Below are 26,124 nucleotides of genomic sequence, written 5' to 3'. Positions count from 1 at the left end.
CCGGTTGCGATGCACGCAAAAAAAAACCGCGCTCGATGCCGAACGCGGTTCTGGGTCTGGCGATGTTGCGTAGGGTTAGAACTCCGACCAGTTCGATTCGTTGGAAGCAACCGCCACCGGCTTGCTGCGCGCAGCAGGCTTGCTGGCGGTTGCGGCAGCAAGCCTGCCGGGCTTGCGCGCCGGTGAAGCGGCTTTTGGAGCACTGCGCGGAGCAGTGTGCGTGGCGACCTGCGGGTAAGTCGCATCGGTCTTGAACACCGCGACCGCTTCGGTCAGACCCACGGCCTGTTCTTCCAGCGCACGCGCGGCGGCAGTGGCTTCTTCCACCAGCGCGGCGTTCTGCTGGGTGGTTTCATCCATGCTGGTCACGGTCTGGTTGACTTGCTCGATGCCGGCCGACTGTTCCTGCGAGGCCGCGGAGATCTCGCCCATGATGTCGGTGACGCGCTGCACGCTGGCGACCACCTCGCTCATGGTCTTGCCGGCGGTGTGCACCAGCGCGGAGCCTTCGGCCACGCGTCGCACGGAGTCGTCGATGAGGTCCTTGATCTCCTTGGCCGCGCCCGCGGAGCGCTGGGCGAGGGTGCGGACTTCCGAGGCCACCACTGCAAAGCCACGGCCCTGTTCGCCGGCGCGTGCCGCTTCCACCGCCGCGTTCAAGGCCAGGATGTTGGTCTGGAACGCGATGCCATCGATGACGCTGATGATATCGGCGATCTTTTTGGACGAGGCTTCGATGCCGGACATGGTGTCGACCACCTTGCCGACCACATCGCCGCCTTGCACCGCCACGCTGGCGGCGCCAATGGCGAGTTGGTTGGCCTGACGCGCGCCCTCGGCATTCTGCTTGACGGTGGAGGTGAGCTCTTCCATCGAGGCGGCGGTTTCTTCAAGGTTGGCCGCCTGCTGCTCGGTGCGCTGCGACAGGTCCTGGTTGCCGGCGGCGATTTCGCTGGCGGCACCCTTGATGGAAACGGCCGACGCCTTGATGCCGCTGACGATCTCGGCCAGCTGCGTGGCGGTGGCGTTGGCATCGTCGCGCATCTGTGCGAACACGCCGCGGAATTCGCCGCTCATGCGTGCGGTGAGGTCGCCGGCGGCGATGGACTGCAACAGGCTGGAGAGCGACTGCAGGTTGCCGTCGGCGGTGGACATCAAGGTGTTGAGACTCTCCACCATCGCCCGGAAGTCGTACTGAAAGCGCTCGGCATCGCCGCGTGCGCTGAAGTCGCCGTTGGCGGCGGACTGCGCCAGCTGCCTGATCTCACCGTTCATCGCGCCAAGGTTGAGCTTGACCTGCGCCATGGCGTCGGTGAACGCCGCTTTTTCGCCGGGCAGCGTATCCATGTCGTCGCTGAGGTCGCCGATGGCATAGCGCCCCATGATGCGCGCCAGATCGGTCTGCACGGCCACGTGCGAGGCCACCAGCAAGTTGGTGTCGTTGGCCATGCGGCCGTAGTCGCCCGGGAAGGCCGACGCATCGATACGGAAGCTGATCTGGCCATCGTCGTGGCGCTTGGCCATGTCGGCCTGCGCGGCGATCAGGTTGCGCAACTGTTCCTGCATTCGGCTCATTGCCTTGAGCAGGCGGCCGCTTTCGTCGGTGGCCTGGGTCTCCACATCGTTGTCCAGCTTGCCGCCGGCAATGGATTCTGCAGCGCGGGTGGCGCGGCTGAGCGGCTGGGTCAGGCTACGGGTGATCAGCAGGCCCAACGCGCCACTGAGCAACACCACCAACACGGTGCCGGCCACCAGGAGCTTGCTTGAATCGTCCATCGACTTCAGCGCGATCGCCGAGGCGTCGGTGGCAACTTTGTCCTGCAGTGCGATGTTCTCGGCGATCTTGTCCTGCCATGCCTGCACGCGTGCCGCAGCCTTGCTCAGCAGTAGTGTCTGCGCCTGCTGCAACTGATTGGCCTTGATCAGCTGCATCACCTCATCGACAGCTGGCCGTGCGACGGCACGCCGTGCGTCGATTTCCTTGCCAAGGGCACGCTCCTGCGGCGAAGAATGCATTGCGTGCAGCCTTTCGCGGACCTTTGTGTAGGTCTCCCGGTTGAGCAGGATGGTCTGTGCAAAGCGCTTGCTCTGCTCGGCGCTGTTAGGCAATACCAAGTTGCGCATCTGCATCGAGATGATGTAATTGGCGTTCAACATATCGTTCGATAATCGGATCTTGATCATCTTCTGGTGCACGATGTCGTCCACCAACGCATGCGCCGAACTCAAGCCGCGATAGCCGATAAAGGCGATGATGCCGGACAGCACGATCAACACCGCGAATGCGGCTGCCAAGCGAGGGCCGACGTTGGAGCGTTGTAGAAATGCGTTCATATCGGTTCCCAGAAGGCTGAGTGGCAGCGCTGCGCTGCGGGTGGGTAGGTAGGTGGTGCCGGTTGAACTGGTTGTGCTAGTGCAATAGCGGCCTCGGAGGGCGGGGCCTGAATACCTCTATGCCAAAAAAACATAACTACGGTCACAGATGTGAGTCGTCAGGACACGCCATGTCCTGCCAGGCCGCCAATCCCGGTCAAGGCGAGCGTTAACGCCCGTTATCACCAAGCAAACCCTGCCGTAATGCCAAATAAAGCAAGAAAATTCGAATGTCTTATGGGTGGCTTGCAGTTGTCTTGCCGACCATCGAGATTGCGTTGCGAGGATCGGCGGGACACTGCGTCGCGAATCGTTTCGATCAATCCGCAAGGTGCCAGGTATAAAAAAAGCCACGCCCCGTGAGTGAGGGGCGCGGCTGCATGACGGGGCCTGTTGCAACGCTGCCAGCGTTGCAACCGCTGGCTCAGAACTCGGCCCAATCCGACGCATTGGACGGCGCCAACGCCACTGCCGCACGGCCTGCCGGGCGCGCGACCTGCTGCTTGGCGGCCGGCGTGCTGGCTGCAACCGGGCGCTTGCCGGTGATGTGGCGCACCACCGGCGTGGCGCGGGTGACCGCTTCCAGTTCGGCCGACAGACGGAACAGCGCCACCGCTTCGGTGAGTTGCTGCGCCTGTTCTTCCATCGAGCGTGCGGCGGCGGTGGCTTCTTCCACCAGTGCGGCATTTTGCTGGGTGGCTTCGTCCATCTGCGTCACGGTCTGGTTGACCTGCTCGATGCCGCTGGATTGTTCCTGCGAGGCGGCAGAAATTTCGCTCATGATGTCGGTGACGCGCTGCACGGAGGAGACGATTTCAGCCATGGTGCTGCCGGCCTGATTCACCAGCGCAGAGCCTTCTGCCACCTTGCTGACCGAGTCGTCGATCAAGCTCTTGATTTCCTTGGCGGCGCCGGCCGAACGCTGGGCCAGCGTGCGCACTTCCGAGGCGACCACCGCAAAACCACGGCCCTGTTCGCCGGCTCGCGCGGCTTCCACCGCCGCATTCAAGGCCAGGATGTTGGTCTGGAACGCGATGCCGTCGATGACGCTGATGATTTCGGCAATCTTCTTGGACGAGGTTTCGATGCCGGACATGGTGGTGACCACCTGGCCGACGACGCTGCCGCCGTGCGAGGCCACACCCGCAGCGCCGATCGCCAATTGGTTGGCCTGGCGGGCGTGTTCGGCATTCTGTTTGACGGTGGAGGTGAGCTCTTCCATCGAGGCCGCGGTTTCTTCCAGATTGGCTGCTTGCTGTTCGGTGCGCTGCGACAGGTCGTTGTTACCGGCCGCAATCTCTCCAGCGGCCGTGTTGATCGCCAGCGTGGAGTGCTTGATGCGGCCCACGATGTCGGTCAGACGCTGGGTGGTGGCATTGGCGTCGTCGCGCAGACGTGCGAATACACCGTGGAATTCGCCGTCCATGCGTGCGGTCAGGTCGCCTTCGGCCACGGCACCGAGCAACTGCGACAGCTTGCCCAGGTTGCGGTCGCTGACTTCCATCATCGAGTTCAGATCCGACACCATCACCGCGAAGTCGTACTTGAAGCGCGCCGCGTCGCCGCGGGCGCTGAAATCTCCAGCCGCAGCAGCCTGCGCCAGCTGCTTGATCTCGGTGTTGATCGACAACAGGCTTGCCTTGGCCGCGTCCATCGCCTCGTGCAGGTTCGCGCGGCTGGCCGGCAGACGGCGTGCGTCCTGGGTCAGGTCGCCCTGTGCGTACTGGTTGAGAATGCGCACCGAATCAGTGATGGCATCCAGATGCTCGAAGATCATTGTGTTGATGCCGCCGGCCAGGGTGCCGTACACGCCGGGGAAATTTTCCGGCATGCGGTGAGTGATGTCTTCGGCAGCATGCAGGTGCGACATGCGCGCGGTTTCGTCGGTGAAACGACGCAGCATCTGGGTCATGTTGCCGGTGGCGTCGAGCATCTGGCCAATCTCATCCTTGCTGGTCTTGCTCACCTGCACGCTCAGATCGCCGCGCGACACTGCCTGGATGGCGCCCAATGCCCTGGACAGCGGGTTGGTGATGCCGCGCGCGATCAACCAGCCGAAAGTGATCGACAGCGCGGCCATCAATAAGGTGCCCAGTAACAGCACCGCACTGGTGAACTTGAACGAGGTTGCGCTGGCGGCGACCATGTCGCCCAGCGCCTTGGACTGCTGTGCATACATCTTGTCGACCGAGGCGAACAATTCCTTGCGGATCTCGCCAGACTGCTTGCGCGAGAATTCCATCGCCGCAGCGCGGTCAGTGGTTGCGTACAACGTCCGCAGCTTCACGTTGGCGGCGAAGTAGCGCGTGCTGGCATCGGCCAGCTTGGCGTATTCGGCCTTGAGCGCAGAATCCGGCCCGATCTTGGCGTCCAGCGCCTTCTGGGTCTGCGCGTACTTGGCCTGGATCTCGTCCATGCGCTTGAAGAAATACGCATAGCGCTCCGGGTCGTCCAGATTGACGAACTGGCCCACTTCATAGACGCGGAATTCGCCAGCGAAGCCACGCAGTTCCGAAAGCTTGCTCAGCACCGGCACTACATCTTCATTGATGAGGGCGGTCTGCTGCTGCATCTGCTTCATGCGCGAAAAACCCAGGCCGCCGAGCAGGGCGGTGAGCACGGCACTGAGGCAGAACGCAAACATCAGCTTGCGGCGAATGGGCCAATCGTTGAACTTGTTCATCATGTAACTCCGGGGTGTCGCTGCGCGATGTTGTCTTGCACGCTAGCGGCTCCTGGCGACGATTCTTTATGTGTCAACAATGAGCCAAATAGTTCTGCGGCTGGGCGCAATGCGTGTATGTCTGCGTAAACCAGCTGATCTGTCGTCATCTATCCAGAGCGCCATGGTCCAGCGCCGTGGTTGCGACGGCGCACAGAGCGCCTGGAGCGGTCGTCAGGTGGGTGTGGATGGCGCGGAGGAACCAGCGTCTACGAGTGGTATGTACTCGATTCCGAGCAGCGGCTGCGCCCGACTGGCAGTGAGCACAGTTGTTTTATCGGCTGCTCTCAAAAGTCCTGCCACTGGGCTTCATTACCGGGCGCTCCGGCGGGTGCGCCTGCCGCTGCACGGCGCACGGGTGCTGCCGGTCTGGGCGCGATGGAAGCCGGCCTGGCCGGGCGTGTTAGCGCCGCGACCTGGGGCGCATCGGCAAGCGTAAAGCGCGCGACGGCCTGCGCCAGCTGCCCGGCCTGCTCTTCCATCGAGCGGGCGGCAGCGGTGGCTTCTTCCACCAGCGCAGCATTTTGCTGGGTGGCTTCGTCCATCTGCGTCACGGTGAGGTTGACCTGCTCGATGCCGCTGGATTGTTCCTGCGAGGCGGCAGAAATCTCGCCCATGATGTCGGTGACGCGCTGCACGGAGGAGACGATTTCAGCCATGGTGCTGCCGGCCTGATTCACCAGCGCAGAGCCTTCTGCCACCTTGCTGACCGAGTCGTCGATCAAGCTCTTGATTTCCTTGGCGGCGCCGGCCGAACGCTGGGCCAGCGTGCGCACTTCCGAGGCGACCACCGCAAAACCACGGCCCTGTTCGCCGGCTCGCGCGGCTTCCACCGCCGCATTCAAGGCCAGGATGTTGGTCTGGAACGCGATGCCGTCGATGACGCTGATGATTTCGGCAATCTTCTTGGACGAGGTTTCGATGCCGGACATGGTGGTGACCACCTGCGCCACCACCGCACCGCCATGCGATGCCACGCCGGCCGCACCGATGGCCAGCTGGTTCGCCTGGCGTGCGTGTTCGGCATTCTGTTTGACGGTGGAGGTGAGTTCTTCCATCGAGGCCGCGGTTTCTTCCAGATTGGCCGCCTGCTGTTCGGTGCGCTGCGACAGGTCGTTGTTACCGGCAGCGATTTCGCTGGCGGCCGCATTGATCTGCGTGGCCGAGGTCTGGATGCCGGAGACAATGCCGGTGAGCTGCGCCACGGTGGCATTGGCGTCATCGCGCATGCGGGCGAACACGCCGGCGAACTGCCCATCCATGCGCACGGTGAGGTCGCCTTCGGCCAGCGCGCTGAGCAGGCTGGAAATGCGCTCCAGGCTTTGCGAGGTGGTTTCCAGCAATCCGTTGAGCTGGCGACCGAATTCCAGGTAGAACCCATGCTTGTCTTCCAGCGCCAGACGCTGGCCGAAGTCGCCCATCAACGCCGATTGCACCAGTGCCGCCACTTCCTGTTGCGTGCTGACCTCATCGCTGACATTGCGCCACAGCAGCATGCTGCCGCTGCGACGACCATCGGCTGCGTACAGCGGAGTCATGGTCAGATCCAGCGTTACCGGACCGAAGCTGTAGCGCTCCAGCGTCGTGGACTGCACTTGCCGCACGCGCAGTGCACGCGCCTTGCCCTCGCCGTCGGTGCCGAGTACGTAATCCAGCGGCTTGCCGATTACCGCATCGGCGCTGAAACCGGTTTGGCCTTTGGCATGAAAAGCCGGCTCACCGTGCTTGAGCGATGTATGCAGCGCTTCGGTCATGAAGACTGAGGTGTGTTGTTCGTCGGCGAGCAACACTTCCATGCCGGAGTATTCCAGCGCAGAGCGGATCCGCAGGTTTTCATTGGCGATGGCGGTGTCGCCTTCAATCCGTGCACGTAGGTCGTCCTGCATGCGCTGCATGGCGCCCATCAACCGGCCCACTTCATCCCGACGCTGCACGGTGATGTGGTTATCGAGCTTGCCTGAGGCGATCGCATCGGCCACGACTACTGCAGATTCCAGCGGGCGCACCACCTGGCGACGCAGCAGCAGGAACAACGCACCGCTGAGCACCACCGCCGAGATCAGGCCCACCAACAGGATCGTCCACAGCAGACGATGCGCCTGCTGCATGATCGCCGCAGACGGCACCACCACACCCAGCGCAAAACGCTCCTGCGCCTTGCCGATCTGCAAGGGGACATAGGCACTCACCGTGCCATTGGCATCGGGAATGAAATCCACCGCATCCTTGCCGGCCTTGATCGCGTCGAGCACGGCGCGGTGGCGCGCGTCGGTGAGCGGCTTGCCGATGCGCGTGCTGTCGCGCGATGCCAGCACCACGCCGGAGGGCGAGAGCAATTCGACATAGCCTTTGTCCATCGGGCGCAGTGCGCCCAGCCGTTGCTGCAAGGCGGGCAATGCCACGTCCACCGCCACCGTACCCAGGTACTTGCCGTCCTGCAGGATCGGGGTGGACAAGGTGGTCATCAACACGGTCTTGCCGCCGATCGTGTACTCGTAGGGTTCGGCAACGGTCTGCCGAAGCAGCTCGCGCGGCTTGAGATACCAGTCGCCAAGGCCCGGGGTTTCGTAATTGGTGGCTGGTTCACGCACCAGCGTTTTGCCGTCGCGCCCCCAGTAGGTCATGAAGCGGCCACTGGCATCGTGGCCCTTGGCGTTGGCGAAGTCGCTGTCCTTGCCATCGAAGGCCTGGGCTTCCCACAACGTGCCCATGCCCACCCACTCGGGGTGATCCTGCAACTGATTGTGGATTACCGCAGCGGCGGTATCGCGGCTGATACCGCCGTTGGCGCGCTGCGCCAGCAAGGTGGTGGCCAGCGCCTGACTGGTGGTCATGGCCTGGCCCAGTTCGCTGCCGATCTGCTCGGCCTGGTAGCGCGCGGCATTCTGCATGGTGGCCTGCGCAGACGTGCTCAATGCGCGGCTGCTTTGCCAGTAGGTGATGGCCGCGGTCAAACCGAAACACAGCAGCGCAGCCACCGCGGTGCCGAACATCAGGCGATACGCCAGACTGCCGCCGGAGCGAGTGTGTGTGGAAGACGAAGTCATGAGCAGTAGCCGCGAAAGGGGAAGGGAGAAGAGAGAAGGAGCCCCGCCGAAGCGGGGCAGGTGCGATCAGTAGGCGGCTAGCGCAACCCGCGCCGGTGCGCGTGCGCCGGCATGGCCGAACTGGCTGGAGGTTGCAGCCACGACCCGGAAGCTGGACACCGCATCGTCCAGTTGCTGCGCCTGCTGCTGCATGGCGTTGGCGGCAGCGGTGGCTTCTTCCACCAGCGCGGCGTTCTGCTGGGTGCTCTCATCCATCTGGGTGACGGTGAGATTGACCTGCTCGATGCCGGCAGATTGTTCCTGCGAGGCGGCGGAAATCTCGCTCATGATGTCGGTCACGCGCTGCACCGAGGACACGATATCGGCCATGGTCTTGCCGGCCTGATCCACCAAGGCCGACCCCTGCGCCACCTTGCCGACCGAGTCGTCGATCAGATGCTTGATCTCTTTGGCCGCACCGGCCGAGCGCTGTGCCAGCGTGCGCACTTCCGAGGCCACCACGGCAAACCCGCGGCCCTGTTCGCCGGCGCGCGCCGCTTCCACCGCGGCATTCAGGGCCAGGATGTTGGTCTGGAAGGCGATGCCGTCGATGACGCTGATGATCTCGGCGATCTTCCTGGAGGAGGTCTGGATGCCGGACATGGTGTCCACCACCTGGCTGACCACGTGCCCGCCTTGCGACGCCACCGACGCGGCCCCGATCGCCAACTGGTTGGCCTGACGCGCGCTTTCGGCATTCTGCTTGACGGTGGAGGTGAGCTCTTCCATCGAGGCGGCGGTTTCTTCCAGATTGGCCGCCTGCTGTTCGGTGCGCTGCGACAGGTCGTTATTGCCGGCGGCGATTTCGCTGGCCGAGCCGGTGATGGAACTGGCCGCCTGCTGGATGCGCCCGACGATGCCGGCCAGCTGCGTGGCCGTGGTATTGGCATCGTCGCGCATGCGGGCGAACACGCCATGGAACTGGCCGTCCATGCGCACGGTGAGGTCGCCTTCGGCCAGGGAGGCCAGCAGCTCGGACAGCTTGCCCAGGTTGCGGTCGCTGACTTCCATCATCGCGTTGAGGTCGTTGATCATGCGCGCCGAATCGTGCTTGAAGCGCGTTGCATCGCCACGCTGGCTGAAGTCGCCATTTGCCGCCGCCTGTGCCAGCCGCTTGATCTCGGTATTGATCGCCAGCAGGCTGGCCTTGGCCGCGTTCATCGCTTCGTGCAGCACCGCGCGGGTGCCGGGCAAGCGCGTGGCATCGCGTGACAGGTCGCCCTGTGCATATTCGTTGAGGATGTCGATCGCATCGACGATGGCGTCCAGATGCTCGAACACCATGGTATTGACGCCGCTGGCCAGCTCGCCATAGACGCCCGGGAAGTCGGTCGGCATGCGGTGGGTGACGTCGTCGCCGGCATGCATGTGCATCATCACCTTGGTCTGCGCGGAGAAGCGCTCCAGGGTATGCACCATGTCGTCGGTGGCCTTGAGCATCTGGCCGATTTCATCGTTGCCATGCTCGGCGGTGCGCACGCTCAAATCGCCACGTGCCACGCCCTTGATCGCCGCCAATGCGCGCGCCACCGGCTCCAGGATCGAGTTGCCGATCATCCAGCCGGCCAGCAGGTTGATCAGCACCAGCACGCCGCCGGCCAGGGTCACCACGCCGGTAAAGGCCAGCGCCTGCGATTGGGTGTCGTCCAGATACACACCGGTGCCGATCACCCAGCCCCACGGCTTGTACAGCGCCGCGTACGAAGTCTTGGGCACCGGGTCCTTCTGGCCGGGCTTGGCCCAGGTGTAATCGACATAGCCGCCACCGGCCTGCGCGACGGTCACGAACGCCGGGAAGATACGCTTGCCGTCCGGGCTGAGCACGTCGGTCAACGGCTTGCCGTTGAGATCCGGGCGGGTGGGGTGCATCAGCATCACCGGCGCCTGGTCGGTGACGTAGATGTAGTCAACACCACCGCGTGCACGCATGGTGGACAGCGTTGCCAATGCCTTGGACTTTGCGGTCGCCACATCCATCTCGCCCTTGTCGGCGCGCTCGGCGTAGCCATTGACCACCGCGATCGCCATTTCGATCTGGCTCTTGAGCCCATCGCGCCGCGTATCGGTGAGATCGACATACTGCATGCGTGCCGCGACGACGGCCAGGATGATGATCCCCAACGCAACGAGCGCGGTCTGGGCGAAAAATTTGCGTTTGAGCGGTACATTGGCCAACGTCTTTGTGAACGAGCTCTTGAACGTCATGACAGGTATCCAGCAAGAGGATTGTGACCGGGATAAGTCGAATAGCGACCCGGTAGTGGAAATGTTGAGCATTGCGTGGCGCCAGTTGTGCTAGCGCACCGTGCAACCACCGATGTCCGGGCGGCGCGCCACCGCATGGGTCAAGACAGCGCCATCGGCTGATGCTCAGGTCCAGAAACATGCCGGCACGGCGTGGCGCGCACGAACCACCGCCAGGCAAATCATGTGAAGCGTACGGCGTGTTGTGGAGGGTGTAGTGGTGATCGCGCTACGGGTGTGACCGGCACATGCTGCAACGCAAAGAGAGTCAACAGGACGTAGCGAGCCGGCGTCAGGTGGGTGTGGACAGCGCCGAGAAACCGCAGTGTGCGAGCGCTTCATGCCGCACCAGGCACCGGCCGCGCCCGCCTGGCGGTGAACGTAGTCGTCTTGTCAGCTGCTTTCAGCGGCGCTGCGGCGCGCCAGCCTTGGCCACCGATGCCTGCAGGTTCTGCAGCTCGGCCCAGAGCATCTGGTGGGTATCGCCGGGCTGCCCAAGCGACAAGACGTGCGCTTGGTGCAGATCGCCGGCATGCAGCGCGCGATTGGCCAGACGCTGTTGCTCCAGATACTGGCCCAGCTGCTGCTGCACCACTGCAAACTGGCGCGCCTGCTCACCCTGCGGTGCGGTGGCCTGAAAATACCCGGCATGCCGGGCAATGCGTTGCCGCAGGCTGCCCATGCGCTCGTCATAGGCCTGCACGCGGGCCGCATCGTGCGCAGCGGCAAGCTGTGCCCGCTGGTCGTCGCGCAATTGCACCAGGTCGATGGCCAGCGACTGCAACGCGCTTACCGGCACGCTGTCCAGCAGTACCGAGACCGGTGCGGCCGGAGCTGCAAACGAGGGCGGCAGCGACACGCTCGCTGCCAGCATGGCGACGCCGAATACGGCGCCCAGCGTGTAGCGGGCAGAGCGGATGGAATTGGCGGTATGCATGCGGACGTCCTTCGACATGGCGCGGGCGCTTCCGCCCTCATTGCTGTGTGTATCGGCCGCGGAAGCTTGTGCTTGATCACCTTTCGACCAACGGCAAGGCAGGTGCATGAATCGTTGGCTTGGTGAAGCGCTCGGTGATTGTGGCTTTCGGTATGTGGATGGCAGAACGCCCCGGCGGTTGGCCGGGGCGTTCTGGGACGTTGCGTGAGGTGCGAGGACGACTGGCGCAGTGACACCGGGCCATCCTCTCACCCGAATCCATCTCCGTGAGGGAGCTGGGCTAGCGCTGTGCGCTTAAAACTCGCGCCAGTCCGCTTGGCTGTCGGTGGCCGTCGCAAGCGCCGGGCGCGAGACGATCGTGGGTTTGATCGCCGGCTTCGCTTTGGCTGATCCAAGGTGACGGGGCGCATGCGTCGAGACAACACCTGTCAGCCGCTGCGGGGCAGGGCGGGACGTCGTTGCCGGCTGCGTCGTGCCGGGATGGATCTTGAAGATCGCCACTGCATCGGACAGCTGGCCGGCCTGTTCTTCCATTGCACGCGCCGCAGCGGTGGCTTCTTCCACCAGTGCAGCATTCTGCTGGGTGGCTTCGTCCATCTGCGTCACGGTGAGGTTGACCTGCTCGATCCCGGCCGATTGCTCCTGCGAAGCGGCGGAAATCTCGCCCATGATGTCGGTCACGCGCTGCACGCTGGCCACGATATCGGCCATGGTAGTGCCGGCCTGGTCCACCAGCAGCGAGCCTTCGGCGACCTTGCTCACCGAGTCGTCGATGAGGTGTTTGATCTCCTTGGCGGCACCGGCCGAGCGCTGCGCCAGCGTGCGCACTTCGCTGGCCACCACCGCAAATCCGCGGCCCTGGTCGCCGGCACGCGCCGCTTCCACGGCCGCATTCAAGGCCAGGATATTGGTCTGGAAGGCGATGCCGTCGATGACGCTGATGATGTCGGCAATCTTCTTCGACGACGCCTGGATGTCGGCCATGGTGGCGACGACCTTGCTGACCACTTCACCACCTTGCGAGGCCACGTTGGCGGCACCGATGGCGAGCTGATTGGCCTGGCGTGCGCCTTCGGCGTTCTGCTTGACGGTGGAGGTGAGTTCCTCCATTGAGGCGGCGGTTTCTTCCAGATTGGCCGCTTGCTGCTCGGTGCGCTGCGACAGGTCGTCATTGCCGGCAGCGATTTCGCCGGCAGCGGTGTCGATCGAACTGGTAGCTAGTTGGATACGCCCGACGATGCCGGACAACTGCTCGGTGGTGGCATTGGCGTTGTCGCGCATCTGCGCGAACACGCCGTGGAACTGGCCGTGCATGCGCTCTGTCAGATCGCCGGCGGCAATGGCTTGCAGCACCTTGGACAACGCACCGAGGTTGCCATCGGCAGTGGCCATCAACCGGTTGAGGCTTTCCACCATCGCCAGAAAATCGTGCTGAAAGCGCTGCGTGTCGCCGCGCACGCTGAAGTCGCCATCGGCGGCCGCCTGCGCGAGCAACTGGATCTGGCTGTTCATCGCCGAGAGGTTGCGCTTGACCGCATCCATGGTGTCGCTGAGCACGGCCTTCTCGCCGGGCAGGCGGTCCATGTCCTGGCTCATGTCACCGATGGCATAGCGCGACATGATCTGCGCCAGCTTCATCTTGACTTCGATATGCGAAGCGACCAGTGCATTGGTATCGCGCACCATGGCGCCGTATTCGCCGGGAAACGCCGCCTGATCCATGCGGAAGCTGATCTGGCCGGCGTCGTGCCGGCGTGCCATGTCCTGCTGCGCGGCGGCCACCGCCTTGAGCTGGTCCTGCATGCCGCGCATGCTGGTCAACAATTGGCCAGGCTCGTCGCCCGGTTGCGGGCCGATCGGGTTATCCAGCTTGCCGTGCGCGATCGCCTCGGCCACCTGCGTGGCCTGCTTCAACGGCCGCACCAGGCTGCGCGAGATCAGCCATGCCAGTGCAGCAGCCAGACCGGCCGACAACAGACCGAAGGCGAACAGGGCGCGATTGGCCAGCGCCACGCTGCTCAGGATGGCGGCTGCACCGGCAGCGTTCTGCTGGTTCTGCAATTCCACTGCAGCGGCAATGGCGTCGGAACGTTGCTCCAGCAGCGGCTTTGCTTCACCGCCCAGTAGCTGCTTGGCGCCGTCCAGATCGCCGTCGCGGATCATGCCGAGCAGATGGTTGTTGGTGGCGCGGGCTGCGTTGAGGCTGTCTTCGATGCTCTGGCGTGCACGCATGCCATCGGCAGTGGTCGGCAGGCGTTTGAGCGCAGTCCACAGCTGGGCGTAGTGCGTGCGGTTGTCCTTGAGCTGCGCATCGATCGTGGGCTGTTGCTGCGGCGCGGCCAGCATCAAGTCGCGGATATAACGTTCGCTCAGCATATTGCTCTCGCGCATCTGGTTGAGCAGCTGTGCCTTGCGATTATTGATTTCGATAATGATCGAAACCTGATGCTTGACCGTCTTGAATTCGTACAACGCCAGGCTGGTCGAGCCGGCAAGCAGGACGATCAATAAGGCGAAAGCCAAGGCCAGGCGTCGCCCGACATTGAGAGAATGCAGAAATTTCATGGTGTTCTCTGGGAGGGAGGGGAGAGGAAAAGAAGTACAACGGTAGCGTCCGCTGGCAGGTTTTCTTGAGCCGATGCGCGTTCGTCGATGCGTCTGCGTTCATCGCCGGTGCGGCATATGAGGCGTTGCGTTGCCTCGTGCAATGCGGACAAGGCAAGGGCGGCAGCGGCGACAGTGCCAGCGTGTGTGGCGAGTGGGTGCGTGGTAACGACAAAGCCCCGGCATCGCTGCCAGGGCTTTGTCGTTACCGCACAACATCGGCGGTTCTTGCGCTTTAAATGATTGCCTGGCTTCGCACGTACCCTCATCTGCTCCTTCGGGGTTCCTTCTCCAGATGGAAGAAGGGGGCTGCGCCTTTTGCGTGGTTTAGTGCTGTTCTTGTGCCGCTTGGTTCTTACGCTGCCTGCGGCACCTTCAACGAACGCACCAGGCCACCGATGTCCACGATCAGCGAGACCCGTCCATCGCCGAGGATGGTGGCGCCGGAAACACCCGGAATGCGGCGGTAGTTGTTCTCGATGTTCTTCACCACCACCTGCTGCTGGCCGAGCAATTCGTCCACTTCCAGCGCGATCTTCTGGCCGTCGCCTTCGACCACCACCACCAGCGATTCCTTGGAGGACTGCTGCCCGCCGAAACCGTAGTAATTGGTGAGCGAGAGAATCGGCAGATATTCGCCACGCACCCGCAGCACCCGGCCGTCGCCCGCCATTGAGCGCACATCTTCCGGCGCCGGCTGCAGTGCTTCGAGCACGTAGGACAGTGGCAGGATCAGCGTTTCGCCGGCAACCGAGACGGTCATGCCGTCCAGGATGGCCAGGGTCAGCGGCAGACGGATCAGCACGCGGGTGCCGCTGCCGGCGTTGCTTTCCAGCTGTACTTCGCCACCCAGGCCCTGGATGTTGCGGCGGACCACGTCCATGCCCACGCCACGACCGGAGAGATCGGTCACCGCATCGGCGGTGGAGAAGCCCGGTGCGAAGATCAAGTCCCACACCTGCGCATCGGTCGGGTTGTCCGGCACCGCAATGCCGCGTTCGGCCGCTTTTTCCAGGATCTTGGCGCGATTGAGGCCGCGGCCGTCGTCGCTGACTTCGATCACGATGTGACCACCCTGGTGCGATGCTGCCAGGGTAATGGTGCCGGTCTCGTCCTTGCCGGAAGCGCGCCGCGCATCGGGCATTTCCAGACCATGGTCGATCGAGTTGCGTACCAGGTGGACCAACGGGTCGGCGATCTTTTCGATCAGCCCCTTGTCCAGCTCGGTGCTTTCGCCAATGGTGCGCAGACGCACCTGCTTGCCGAGACGGCTGGAGAGGTCGCGTACCAGGCGCGGGAAGCGGCGGAACACCGCATCGACGGGCAGCATGCGCACGCCGATGACTGCTTCCTGCAGATCGCGGGTATTGCGTTCGAGCAGATCCAGACCGGCGAACAGCTGTTCGGCATGCGCCGGATCCAGACCGGTGGACACCTGCTTGAGCATGGCCTGCGTAATCACCAGCTCGCCGACCAGGTTGATCAACGCATCGACCTTGTCGACGCTGACGCGGATCGAGCTTTCGGCTTCGGCCGCGGCGGCCTTGGCCGGCGTTGCTGCAGCGGCAGCAGCGGGTTCGGCAGCGGCGGCAACCGGTGCGGCAGCTGCAGCGTCCACCGCCAGGCTCGGCGGCGGGCCGGGCACCGCCATCGGGCGGATGTCCAGTTCGCAATCGTCCACCACCCAGGCGAAGGTGTCTTCGATCTTGCTACGCGGAATCTTGCCGATTAGGCCCAGATCCCACGCCAGATACGCTTCCAGCGGGTCGATGTTTTCAAAGCCGGGCATGCGCTCCAGACGTGCGGCGATCTGCAGCGGGCCCAGGTGTTCGAGCTCGCGGATGATGCGCAGCGGGTCGTTGCCGCTCATGAACAGCGACGGCGCCGGCGTGAAGCCGATATGCCAGGCTTCGGGTTCTTCTTCCTTCGGCTTGGCGACCACCGCAGCTACCGGTGCTTCGCCGGCCAGCACCGCGTTCAAGCGGGTGTGCACGGCCTTGACCGCGGCCGGGTCGGCCGGGGTGCCGTGTTCGGCTTCGCGCAACAGCGCGCGCAATACATCGACCGAGCCCAGCATGGCGTCGACCGCATTGGGTTCGAGCTGGCGCTTGTTGGAGCGCAACTCGTCCAGCAGCGTCTCCAGCACGTGGGTCAGGCCGGCGACCGCATCGAAACCGAAGGTGGCAGCGCCGCCCTTGATCGAGTGCGCGGCGCGGAACACCGAGTTGATGATTTCCGGGTCGCGGTTGCCCTCTTCAAGCGACAGCAGCCCGGCCTCCATCGCGTCGAGCCCTTCACGGCTTTCCTCGAAAAAGGTGGCGTGGAAACGTTGCAGGTCCATGCTCATGGGCGTGAAATCCGAAGGTGAAGCGAGAGGGTTTAACCGAGGACTTTCTGCACGGTGGCGATCAGCTGTTCCGGATTGAACGGCTTGACCAGCCAACCGGTGGCACCGGCCGCCTTGCCTTCGGACTTCTTGTCGGCCGCCGACTCGGTGGTGAGCATGAGCATCGGGGTGAACTTGTAGTCCGGCAGCTGGCGCAGCTCGCGGATGAGCGAAATGCCGTCCATGTTGGGCATGTTCACGTCGGTCACCACCGCATTGAAGCGTTGGCCCTTCGCGCGGCCCAGCGCAACGGCGCCGTCTTCGGCTTCTTCGACGGCAAAGCCGGCAGAGGTGAGGGCGAAAGAGACCATCTGGCGCATCGACGCCGAATCGTCCACCACCAAGATACGTGCGCTCATGCGGCGTTCTCCACAGATTTCAGGTTGTCATTGGATGCGGGAAGTCCGAGCGCGTCGGTGACGCCGAGCAGACGAGCCGCATCTCTAAAGGTGTCGTTGCAGCCATCGAACTCGGTGTGCAGGCCGGCCTGACGGCGGGTCTGCACAAAGGCGCAGAGCAACTGCACGCTGGCGGTGTGGATGCGTCGGACTTCACCGGCATCAAGCACCAGGTCGCCGTCCTGGGTGAGGAATCCGGCAAGCTTCTGCTTGAGGTCGGCGCTGGTCTCGATGCCGAGATCCTCACCCAATGTCACTGTGCTCATTGTTGCTCCGAACGGCTGGTTCTATGCGTACTAACGGCGGAAGGCGGAAAAGCTTTAACGGTGAATCGACGACACGCCAGATTGCGCACGGTCTGCATTAATGCAGCAGGTGTGTGGCATCGAGCAGGATCATCGGTTGATGGCCCAAACGGGCGACACCGCGGAACAGGTTGTTGGAAATGCGGCACAGGCGTGCGTTGTCCGGCGGCTCGATCTGGTGATCGGTCAGGCTGGTGACGTCTTCCACGGCCGACACGCGCAGGCCCATGGTTTCGCCGTTTTCTTCCAGCACCACCACACGGGTATGCAGGTCCATGTCCACCGGCGAAGCGCCCAGATGGATGCCCAGATCGATCACCGGCACCACCTGGCCACGCAGATTCATGATGCCGAGCATCGCACTGGCGGTGCCGCGCAATGGCAACAGCGGCACCGGCAAGACCACTTCCTGCACCTTGAGCAGTTCCAGTGCATAGGTCTGTTCGCCACAGCGCAGACGCAACCAACGCGTGCTGCGTTCGCTGGCGCGGCGCTCGGCATGGATCTTGTCGGCCTGGCCAGGTGCCAGCAATGCCTGCAACCCGGTCGGTGCGATCGGTGCCGGTGCAGCGCGCAGCGGCGCAGGTGCTGCACGTGGTGCCGGTGCCGGTGCGGGTGTTGCGACCGGTGCGGCGTCCAGCCCGAAGGCCGGATCGGCGTCCATTTCTGCCAGCAGATCGGCGGTGAGCAGGTCCACGGCGGTAGGCGCAGTGCCGAAGGCCGGGTCCGCGTCCATCTCGGCCATCAGATCGGCCGTGCTCAGGAACGGGCTGGGCGCTTCACTGGCGAACGCCGGGTCGGCATCCATCTCGGCCAGGAAATCGGCGGCGATATCGGCCGCGCTGGGCGCAGCAGCGACAGGCGGGCCGAACGCCGGGTCGGCATCCATCTCGGCCAGGAAATCGGCGGCGATATAGGCAGCGCTGGGCGCAGCAACGACGGGCGGGCCGAATGCCGGGTCGGCATCCGTCTCGGCCAGGAAATCGGCGGCGATGTCGGCAGCGCTGGGCACGGCAACCACAGGCGGGCCGAACGCCGGGTCGGCATCCATTTCAGCCAGGAAATCGGCCGCAATCGCATCGGCGCTCAGCACTGCGGCAATCGCAGTAGAGGTGGCAGCTTCGGAGACAGCGGCGGCTTCGGGAAGCGCGGCGGCCTGCACCGGCGGCTCGGCCAGCGCGAGGTCTGTGTGCGCAAGGGCCGGTGCTTCGGCAGCGGCGGCAGTAGCCACGGCAGGCGGGGCGACACTCTCCACGCCCGCATCGTGCAGCAGGCCTTCCAGATAGTCGTCCAGCTCACCGTTGGCGGTGTGGTTGCTCATGCGGCTTGCTCCATACGCATCGCGTCATCGGCCAGCACCCATTCCAGCGCGCGGCGATAGGCGGACAGGCCGCGGCCCTGATAATCTGCGCCGTTGGCGGGGACGGTGAGTGCGGCGGCGTTGCAAATACGGGTGTCCATCGGAACGGCGTCTTCCCACACCACCGGGCCGTAGGTGGTCTGCATTTCCTTGAGCGTTTCGTTGCCGGCGCGGGTGCGGCGGTCGAACAGGGTCGGCAGAATCGACACCGGCAAGTCGCGGCGACGCGACCGCTGCACCATGTCGGCCGTGCGCACCATGCTGGCCAGGCCGTGCAGCGCGAGCGGCTCGGCCTGGGTGGGCACTACCACGCGGTCGCAGGCGGCCAGTGCATTGATCATCAGCAGGCCGAGCGTGGGCGGGCAGTCGAGCAGGATGTAGTCGTGTTGGCCAGCGTGGCGGGTCATGGCGTTCTGCAGTGCCAGGCCCAGGCCGGGTTGGTTGGCGCTGCGGCGCTCCAGTGTGGCCAGTGCGGCTTGCGCGCACACATACGACAGGCCGGGGATGCTGCTTTCATGCGCCAGGCTGGCCAGATCGCTCGGCGGGGTGCCGAACAGGTCCAGCACCCCGCGCGGCGGCGGGTCCACCGCCACGCCGAACGCGCGGGTGAGCGAGGAGTGCGGATCGAGGTCGATCAACAATACCCGGTGGCCGAGCGCGGCCAGGCCGCGACCCAGTGCCAGCGTCGTGGTGGTCTTGCCGACGCCACCCTTTTGGTTGGCGATTGCCCAGATACGCATCTCACTGCACTCCTTGAATTACGGCGGGGACGGAACTTGTGCCGCTTTCGGTGGTGACGGCCGTTTGGCCGCCATCAGACTTGGGTAGCTTTGGCGCCCCGGCGGCGGTCGCATGCAACTGCGATGGCGGATCGGGTGCGAGTGAGCCAGCTGAGTCAGCGAGGATGATCAACACCACACGCCGGTTCGCATTCCGTCCCGCCTCAGTGCTGTTATCGGCACGTGCGCGGAATTCTCCATAGCCCACCATCGCCAATCGTTGCGGGGCGACGCCGTCGTCGGCGAACAGGTGCACCACGCTGGCCGCACGTGCCGCCGAGAGCTCCCAATTGGAAGGGAACTGCGCGGTGGCGATGGGCTGGTTATCGGTATAGCCCTCCACGCGCACGCCGTTGGGCGCATCGCGCAGCACCGAGGCCAGCGTGGACAAGGTGGCACGGGCAGTGCCGGCCAACGCCGCCGAACCGGTGCCGAACAGGATGTCGCTGTTGATCTCCACCTCGATCCACAGGTCGTTGCGGCGGATGGTGATGAGTTTCTTGTCGATCAGCGGTGCCAGCGTCTTGCTCAGCTGCTGGGCCACCGCATCCATCTGCCGCTGCGCGCGCGCCAGTTGCGCCTGGTTGCGCAGCGACACCGGCATGCGCATCTGCGCGGCCATCGACGGCAGCAGGGTCGGGTCGGTGGGGCCGTTGGATGCCGCCATCGGCGCGCCGGCCTTGATCACCGAAGGGCGGTCGTAGTCGGCGCCCAGGGTCTGGGTCTTGCCCAGTTGCACCGGGCTGGCGGCATTGGACGAGCCGCCGAAGGCGCTGGTCAATGCCTGCGCCATGACCTTGTATTTGCCCTCGTTGAGCGAGGAGATGGCATACATCACCACGAAGAACGCCAGCAGCAGCGTCATCAGATCGGCATACGGGATCGCCCACGCTTCGTGGTTGCCATGTTCTTCGTGGTGTTTGCGACGACGGACCATAACGGGTTAATGCAAGTAGCCTGCCAACTTCGACTCGATGTTGCGCGGGTTCTCGCCCTGGGCGATCGCAATCAGCCCTTCGATCGCCATTTCGCGCTCGTTGGTGCTGCAATGGATCACGCTCTTGAGCTTGGCCGCCACCGGCAGGAACAGCAGGTTGGCCGAGGCGATGCCGTAAATGGTGGCGGTGAACGCCGCGGCGATGCCGTGCCCGAGCATGGCCGGGTCGGCCAGATTCTTCATCACCGCCATCAGCCCCAGCACCGCACCGATGATGCCCAGCGTGGGCGCATAGATGCCCATGCCTTCGAATACCTTGGCCGCGGCAAGATCCTGACGCTCCTGGTTATCGACTTCGATCTCGAGCATGTGGCGCATGGATTCGGGCTCCACGCCATCGACCAGCATCTGCAGGCCCTTGCGCAGGAAGGCATCGTTCTGGCGCGGCAGCTGGTCTTCCAGGCCCAGCAGGCCCTGACGACGTGCGATGTTGCTCCATTCGACGATCCGCGACAGCAGCTGCGGGCGGTCGCTGGCCGGCGGCTGGATCACCCAACGCAGGATCTTGAACGCGCGCCGGAAAACTGCCGGCGAGGTGTGCAGCAGGATCGCCGCCACGGTGCCGACGATCACGATCACGAAGGCAGCCGGCGACCACAGCGACGAAATGCCGGCGCCTTTCAACACGCTGCCGCCCACGATCGCCACGATCGCCAACACCAGTCCGATAATGCTGAGTCTGTCCATGCATGCGGTATCGGCCCAAGCGCGGCGGACTTGATAGATGCGCCTGGCCGGGGCGCCAGAAAGTTGTCGTTCTGGGGGATGGGTCTTCGAATTGCCGACTGCGCCGAGAGCTGGAGCGCGGCAGGGGACTGGCTTTTCGGCGCGACAGACATCCTGTCTGACTCGCCGTCGCAGCACATTCCCGTGCCGCTCTCCGCCAATCTCCGGCCACGCTGGTGCCTCGGCACGTTACTGGTGTGATTTCGAGGAGTCCTGAGTCCGGCGCGGCACTAAAGCCCCTCTCCTGCGGGAGAGGGGTTGGGGTGAGGGTACGTCCAGGCGCGGACTATCAGCTGTCGGCTTCGGTAAGGGGCACCAGCGCGGCAGACATCCTGTCTGACGCGCCGTCGCGGCACATCCGTGTGCCGCTCTCCGCCAATCGCCGGCCACGCTGTCGCCTCGGCACGTTGTTGGTGTGATTTCGAGGAATCCTGAGTCCGGCGCGGCACTAAAGCCCCTCTCCTGCGGGAGAGGGGTTGGGGTGAGGGTACGTCCAGGCGCGGACTATCAGCTGTCGGCTTCGGTAAGGGGCACCAGCGCAGCATCGTGCACGGCGCGCGCGCGATCACTGCCGTTACCGCTCTCGCGCGCCACTTCGGTGGCGACGCTGCATCGTGGCTGGCGCGCAGGCGACCGACGACCTGAAAACCTTGCCCACCCACAGCGAAATCGAAACCAACGTGCAGCCGCGCGTAACGGCGTAGGGTGCCGGCGGTCCTTGGAGCAGCCGACAGAACGCGTGCGCAGCTGTCAGTTGGGTGCTGCTACTCGGAGTCGCCAATTACCACGCGGATGCTGCTGTTCTCTCGCTGAGCTCGGTTGCAAACAATGGGAGTGTGCAAGCGCTTCGGTAAACCGCTTGCGCCCGGTTGCGGACGAGCGCGTTTTGCTGGCGCGATCGAGCCGCTGCTGCAAGCAGGCTGTGCTGTGCAGCATGCAAGCGTGGCGAGCTCTGCAGGTCGTGGATGTCTTAAAGCGCCGCGGGCCTGTTGCGCAGCAGAATGCGCTGCCGCACGGGCTGTGATACTTAGTTTTCCACTGCATTAGAACGATCTAATTGCATCTGCGCAGAGGGGGGAAGAGGAGAGGAACCGGGTCGCCGCAACGGCGCCGGATCTTTTTGCGTCACTTCGTGCGTCGTTTTTTTTGTCCGATCTTTGGATCGATAGAAATTCGCCGAAGCCGATCACTTTTGGGAGAGCATGATCGAAATGAACCGCACGCCATTCGCACGCCACCGCAGCACGCTGTCTGCCGGTATCGCCATCGCCTTGTTCGCGAGCGCCGCCACCACCACCGCCGCCGCCCAGCAGGCCGACGGTACGCCGGCGCCCACGGGCCAGGCCGCGTTGCAGGCCACGGACCTGGATGCGGTGACGGTGACCGGCTACCGCTACGCGATCGAAAAAAGCCTGGAGCAGAAGCGCAACGCCAACGCCGTGGTCGATGTAATCACCGCCGAGGACGTGGGCAAGTTCCCCGACAAGAACGTGGCCGATGCGCTGCAGCGCGTGCCCGGCGTGGTCATCAGCCGCGACGGCGGCGAAGGCAAGAACGTCAGCGTGCGTGGCCTGTCCTCGGAACTGGTGCTGACCGAATTGAACGGCAACTACATCGCCACGGCCGAATCCAACGGCGACCCGACGCGCTCGTTCAACTACACGCTGCTGCCCGCGAACCTGCTGGGCAGCGCGGAGCTGTACAAGACCTCGGAAGCGCGCATCGACGAAGGCGGCATCGGCGGCACGGTGATCCTGCAGACGCGGCGCCCGCTGGAACTGGAGCCAAACTCCGGCTTCGTCTCCGCCGAGGGCACCTGGTCCGATACCAGCAAGAAGACCGACGGGCAGTTCTCCGGTTCGTACTCGTGGCACGACAAGGACAACCGCTTCGGTGTCTTCGTTGGCTACACGCAGCAAAAGCGCACCGCACGGACGCTCGATGCCAGTACCGAGAGCTGGCAGTGGTACGGCCGCGACGAAGGCGGCCCGGCGGTCGACGTCAACGGAAATCCGTCGGACTTCAATGCCAACTGGTGGGGCGGGACCGGTTTCTGGAACCAGGACGGCAATTACGCCACCGGTTTCATGATGCCGACGGCGGTCAGCCTTGGCGCCAAACGCGAGGAGCGCGAGCGCAAGGGCGGGCAGCTGACCTTGCAGTTCAAGCCGACCGACGACCTGACGCTGACCGCGAACTACTTCCGCTTCGACCTGTCGCAGAACTCGCAGACCAATATCATCAAGATTCCCGAGTGGAACATCGCCCGTTATAACGGCGACGGCAATTGGCGCGGTGGCCGTCTGCTCGACCGGCTGCAGTTCGACCCCAGCGGCACCATCGTCACTGGCGCCGCCTACAGCCTGCGTCCGGGCAAGACCTACTACTGCAGCGAAGCGGAGGCCGCTGCGGCCGGTCTGCCGCCGGGCGGCTGGGGCTCGGACGACTGCACGGTGCCGACGCCGCAGATCACCGGCAGCTACAACATCGAAAAATCGCAGTCGCAGACGGTGGACCTGGGCGGCGAATGGCGTGGCGAGCAGGTGGACGTGGCGTTCAAGGCAGGCCGCACCTGGGCCAAGGGCGGGCCGGAGCTGCAGTTTTCCCTGCCGATCAAGCCGCGCCTGCAGAACCCCGACGGCACCTGGACCAACGGCAACTTCGCCAGCGCCTGGGACCTGACTGGCACACCGAGCATGACGTTCTCGCCGGAGCTGATGCAGAACCTGCGCAACGGCCTCCTGCAGGTCGACCTGGGCTCGACCGGCTCGTCCTGGACCCGCAACACCAACCAGCAGCAGTACGCGCAGATCGATACCACCTGGCATTTCGACGGCGAGGTCTTCGACTCGCTGCAGTTCGGCATCAAGCGTCGCGACGGCGGCATCCATCGCAGTACCGGCAACAACTACTGGGTGTGCCCGGGCACCGACCCGGGCGACTACGACAACCGCTACTGGAATGGGCGCTGCAATGCCATTGCCACGCAGTTCTCGCCGGGCCTGCTGTTCGCGCAGGACAACCTGGCCGGTGGCGTCAACGCCAGCGCGTTCCCGGCGATCAACTTCCCGGGCTACATCGGCTACTTGAACCAAACCTACGGCGCCATGCAAACCCGCAGCGAAGACAACTTCGTCTACAACGTCGACGAAGAGATCTATTCCAGCTACCTGCAGCTCAACTTCCACACCGAGCGGCTGCGTGGCAACGTCGGCGTGCGGGTGGCGCGCACCGGGCAGCGCGCCGATTCCACCGACAAGGTGACCGCCTACAACGACTACTTCTTCGATGGCGCCGACGGCAATCCGCTGGCCTGCCAGCAGGGCGCCGCCATGCCCGGCGGCGCCCCGGCCGACACCTATTGCGGTACCGAAGGCTACTGGCGCTTGGCCGACAGCGTGCAACGCACCGAGTCGTTCGTGGTCAGCGGGCTGGACCGCAACTACACCGACGTGCTGCCGAGTTTCAACCTGGCCTACGACCTGACCGAAAACCTGCTGCTGCGCGCGGCCGCCGCGAAGGTGATCGCACGCCCCAGCTACAACGACATCGCCGCGCCTGGCAGCCTGGAGTTTTACAGCCCCGAGTACGTGGCCGACCGGCGCCTGACCGGCGGTGCCAGCGAGCAGGGCTGGTACGGCTCGGGCAGCAACAAGAACCTGGAGCCGTACAAGGCCAACCAGTTCGACCTGGGGCTGGAATGGTATTTCCATCCGGGTTCGGTGGCGGGTGTGGGGCTGTTCCGCAAGAACGTGGAGAACTTCGCGGTCGACGTGATCAGCGACGTCAACATGCTGGTCGACGGGCAACCGGTCACCGTGCAGAACTACAGCACCCAGGCCGGCGGCCAGGATGCGGTCTCGCAGGGTGTGGAGCTCTACGCGCAGCACACGCTGCCGTTCGGCCTCGGTGTGCAGTTCAACTACACCTACAACGATGCCAGCAAGGCAGCGGTGCGGCTGGAAGACGGTACCGAGGCCGGCAAGACCTCCATGCCGGGCAGCGCCAGGAACCAGACCAACCTCACCGTGTTCTACGAAACCGACAGCGTGCTGCTGCGCGCCTCGTACAACCGTCGCGGTGAACTGGTGCAGGGCCTGGTCAACGGGCTGAACGTCTTTGAGGAGCCGTACTACCAGATCGATGTCAACGCGGCCTACAACATCACCCCGGCGCTCAGCCTCACCGCCTCGGTGCTGAACCTGACCAAGCAGGAGTCCCGCTCGCACCTGGGCGAGGACACCCGCGCCCGCTTCTATACCGGCGGATACGCAGGCCGGCTGGCGTATCTGGGGCTGACCTACAAGTTCTAGGCTCCAATGTGTCGCGCCCATGCTTGCCGCTTGGCGGTATGGGCGCGATGGCTTGGTGACGGCTGGGGTGCGGTTTTCGCCGTCCACCACGACACCGTCGCGTTTGCGCTGTTGTTCACCAGAGGAACGCGATATCCCAACGGGATGCTGACGCTTTGTATAGCTGGAGTTGCCGGACGCTTACGCGGAAGGCACCTACACCTCTTCTGTAACCTTCACGGTGACGTACTGATCGAGATCCCGCGATGGTGATCAATCATGGGGCACAGGCATGCGCCCTTTTTGAGGTCCGGTGTTTGGACTGTTGGGAATGGGGATTGTGCTGAGCTATCATGCGCTAAGCAGGGGGCATGGACGACGCGATGAAGATGACGCCGGAGCTTGCGCATGACCTTGTGCGGCTGCAACCGTTGATGGATAAGGCCAACGAGCCAGAATCAGACGCTCAGATAGTGGCGGCGGCCTTCGCCGCCAGTCAAGTGGTTGTGCGAGATCACAACCAAGAATTTGCCGAATATTTTGCACGTCGTTTGAGCGGCGTGGCGCTTACGTTCAATCGGGGCGAGTTCAATTATTCGTTCAAGGACACGGCAGACGCTGCGCACGCGTTCACGATGTTGTCCATGCAGCAAGTCAATGATGCAAAGTCCAAGGCAATATCGGTGGCTGTGGTTAATTTGCTACTCAAGGATATGCAGTACAGGTCAAGCTTCGATAGTGACGAGGCGTACTTGACGGCGATCCTGATGGTTGCGCATTCGATGTACGCATTTCGTAGGGTCACGTTCAATCAGTTTGTAGCTGAGGGACGGCGCAGCCAGGGTGCGACGTTTTGGCGCTACTTCGTAATTGGCGCAGTCGTTGTCGGAATTGCCCATATCGTTTTGAGCTAAT

The 26,124-nt window shown here is 64.0% G+C and carries 15 protein-coding genes and 2 other RNA genes; 2 read left to right on the top strand and 15 right to left on the bottom strand.

Translation table 11 applies throughout. The features are described 5' to 3' along the window. Positions 1-75 precede the first annotated feature (75 nt). From A7D16_RS19755 to A7D16_RS19685, 15 genes are all read right to left on the bottom strand, one after another. Positions 76-2,334, bottom strand: coding sequence for a methyl-accepting chemotaxis protein (locus A7D16_RS19755; RefSeq protein WP_064634925.1), 2,259 nt, complete (start codon positions 2,332-2,334; stop codon positions 76-78). A 463-nt stretch (positions 2,335-2,797) separates the two neighbouring features. Then, positions 2,798-5,056 carry a methyl-accepting chemotaxis protein gene (locus tag A7D16_RS19750; protein WP_064634924.1) on the bottom strand — a complete coding sequence of 753 codons (2,259 nt, stop codon included), beginning with the start codon at positions 5,054-5,056 and terminating at the stop codon, positions 2,798-2,800. Between the two features lie 187 nt (positions 5,057-5,243). Next, positions 5,244-5,317: non-coding RNA, sX9 sRNA (locus A7D16_RS19745), on the bottom strand. 65 nt (positions 5,318-5,382) lie between these two features. After that, a complete protein-coding gene (locus tag A7D16_RS19740; RefSeq protein WP_064634923.1) occupies positions 5,383-8,142 on the bottom strand; it encodes a methyl-accepting chemotaxis protein in 2,760 nt (919 codons plus the stop codon). Between the two features lie 66 nt (positions 8,143-8,208). After that, entirely contained in the window at positions 8,209-10,386 is a 2,178-nt protein-coding gene (locus A7D16_RS19735) for a methyl-accepting chemotaxis protein (protein WP_064634922.1), read from the bottom strand. 305 nt (positions 10,387-10,691) lie between these two features. Next, a non-coding RNA gene (locus A7D16_RS19730) (sX9 sRNA) lies at positions 10,692-10,767 on the bottom strand. A 61-nt stretch (positions 10,768-10,828) separates the two neighbouring features. After that, a complete protein-coding gene (locus A7D16_RS19725) occupies positions 10,829-11,362 on the bottom strand; it encodes a hypothetical protein (protein ID WP_064634999.1) in 534 nt (177 codons plus the stop codon). A gap of 294 nt (positions 11,363-11,656) precedes the next feature. Next, on the bottom strand, positions 11,657-13,927 hold the full coding sequence (locus tag A7D16_RS19720) for a methyl-accepting chemotaxis protein (protein WP_064634921.1): 2,271 nt from the start codon (positions 13,925-13,927) through the stop codon (positions 11,657-11,659). 394 nt (positions 13,928-14,321) lie between these two features. Beyond that, positions 14,322-16,313 carry a chemotaxis protein CheA gene (locus A7D16_RS19715; protein ID WP_064634920.1) on the bottom strand — a complete coding sequence of 664 codons (1,992 nt, stop codon included), beginning with the start codon at positions 16,311-16,313 and terminating at the stop codon, positions 14,322-14,324. Positions 16,314-16,345: 32 nt separating this feature from the next. After that, positions 16,346-16,711, bottom strand: coding sequence for a response regulator (locus tag A7D16_RS19710; RefSeq protein ID WP_002806565.1), 366 nt, complete (start codon positions 16,709-16,711; stop codon positions 16,346-16,348). Continuing rightward, a complete protein-coding gene (locus tag A7D16_RS19705; protein WP_010375641.1) occupies positions 16,708-17,016 on the bottom strand; it encodes an STAS domain-containing protein in 309 nt (102 codons plus the stop codon). Before A7D16_RS19705 ends, A7D16_RS19710 begins: the two co-directional genes overlap by 4 nt. A 97-nt stretch (positions 17,017-17,113) precedes the next feature. Continuing rightward, complete coding sequence (locus A7D16_RS19700) at positions 17,114-18,376, bottom strand: chemotaxis protein CheW (protein WP_064634919.1); 1,263 nt, start codon at positions 18,374-18,376, stop codon at positions 17,114-17,116. Further along, a complete protein-coding gene (locus A7D16_RS19695) occupies positions 18,373-19,155 on the bottom strand; it encodes a ParA family protein (protein ID WP_064634918.1) in 783 nt (260 codons plus the stop codon). Before A7D16_RS19695 ends, A7D16_RS19700 begins: the two co-directional genes overlap by 4 nt. Position 19,156: 1 nt before the next feature. Further along, the gene (motD, locus tag A7D16_RS19690; protein ID WP_064634916.1) at positions 19,157-20,131 is read right to left on the bottom strand and encodes a flagellar motor protein MotD; all 975 of its coding nucleotides are present in this window, start codon (positions 20,129-20,131) and stop codon (positions 19,157-19,159) included. 6 nt (positions 20,132-20,137) lie between these two features. Then, positions 20,138-20,878 (bottom strand): flagellar motor protein, encoded by a 741-nt coding sequence (locus A7D16_RS19685; RefSeq protein WP_064634914.1) that lies wholly within the window; start codon positions 20,876-20,878, stop codon positions 20,138-20,140. Positions 20,879-22,128: 1,250 nt separating this feature from the next. Here A7D16_RS19685 and A7D16_RS19680 point away from each other — a divergent pair. Then, positions 22,129-25,230, top strand: coding sequence for a TonB-dependent receptor (locus A7D16_RS19680; RefSeq protein ID WP_064634998.1), 3,102 nt, complete (start codon positions 22,129-22,131; stop codon positions 25,228-25,230). Positions 25,231-25,580: 350 nt separating this feature from the next. After that, entirely contained in the window at positions 25,581-26,123 is a 543-nt protein-coding gene (locus tag A7D16_RS19675; protein WP_064634912.1) for a hypothetical protein, read from the top strand. Position 26,124: the final 1 nt, after the last annotated feature.

The organism is Xanthomonas nasturtii, from assembly GCF_001660815.1.
In the GTDB taxonomy this organism is placed as follows: Bacteria; Pseudomonadota; Gammaproteobacteria; order Xanthomonadales; family Xanthomonadaceae; genus Xanthomonas; species Xanthomonas nasturtii.
This window is presented reverse-complemented; position numbering and strand designations above follow the sequence as displayed.

What these genes read in the sequence shown, in the direction of transcription:
- A7D16_RS19710 (WP_002806565.1), bottom strand. Translation starts at nt 16,711, where the DNA reads ATGAGCGCACGTATCTTGGTGGTGGACGATTCGGCGTCGATGCGCCAG.
- A7D16_RS19685 (WP_064634914.1), bottom strand. Translation starts at nt 20,878, where the DNA reads ATGGACAGACTCAGCATTATCGGACTGGTGTTGGCGATCGTGGCGATC.
- A7D16_RS19740 (WP_064634923.1), bottom strand. Translation starts at nt 8,142, where the DNA reads ATGACTTCGTCTTCCACACACACTCGCTCCGGCGGCAGTCTGGCGTAT.
- A7D16_RS19715 (WP_064634920.1), bottom strand. Translation starts at nt 16,313, where the DNA reads ATGAGCATGGACCTGCAACGTTTCCACGCCACCTTTTTCGAGGAAAGC.
- A7D16_RS19695 (WP_064634918.1), bottom strand. Translation starts at nt 19,155, where the DNA reads ATGCGTATCTGGGCAATCGCCAACCAAAAGGGTGGCGTCGGCAAGACC.
- A7D16_RS19680 (WP_064634998.1), top strand. Translation starts at nt 22,129, where the DNA reads ATGAACCGCACGCCATTCGCACGCCACCGCAGCACGCTGTCTGCCGGT.
- A7D16_RS19755 (WP_064634925.1), bottom strand. Translation starts at nt 2,334, where the DNA reads ATGAACGCATTTCTACAACGCTCCAACGTCGGCCCTCGCTTGGCAGCC.
- A7D16_RS19735 (WP_064634922.1), bottom strand. Translation starts at nt 10,386, where the DNA reads ATGACGTTCAAGAGCTCGTTCACAAAGACGTTGGCCAATGTACCGCTC.
- A7D16_RS19725 (WP_064634999.1), bottom strand. Translation starts at nt 11,362, where the DNA reads ATGCATACCGCCAATTCCATCCGCTCTGCCCGCTACACGCTGGGCGCC.
- A7D16_RS19720 (WP_064634921.1), bottom strand. Translation starts at nt 13,927, where the DNA reads ATGAAATTTCTGCATTCTCTCAATGTCGGGCGACGCCTGGCCTTGGCT.
- A7D16_RS19675 (WP_064634912.1), top strand. Translation starts at nt 25,581, where the DNA reads ATGGACGACGCGATGAAGATGACGCCGGAGCTTGCGCATGACCTTGTG.
- motD (WP_064634916.1), bottom strand. Translation starts at nt 20,131, where the DNA reads ATGGTCCGTCGTCGCAAACACCACGAAGAACATGGCAACCACGAAGCG.
- A7D16_RS19705 (WP_010375641.1), bottom strand. Translation starts at nt 17,016, where the DNA reads ATGAGCACAGTGACATTGGGTGAGGATCTCGGCATCGAGACCAGCGCC.
- A7D16_RS19750 (WP_064634924.1), bottom strand. Translation starts at nt 5,056, where the DNA reads ATGAACAAGTTCAACGATTGGCCCATTCGCCGCAAGCTGATGTTTGCG.
- A7D16_RS19700 (WP_064634919.1), bottom strand. Translation starts at nt 18,376, where the DNA reads ATGAGCAACCACACCGCCAACGGTGAGCTGGACGACTATCTGGAAGGC.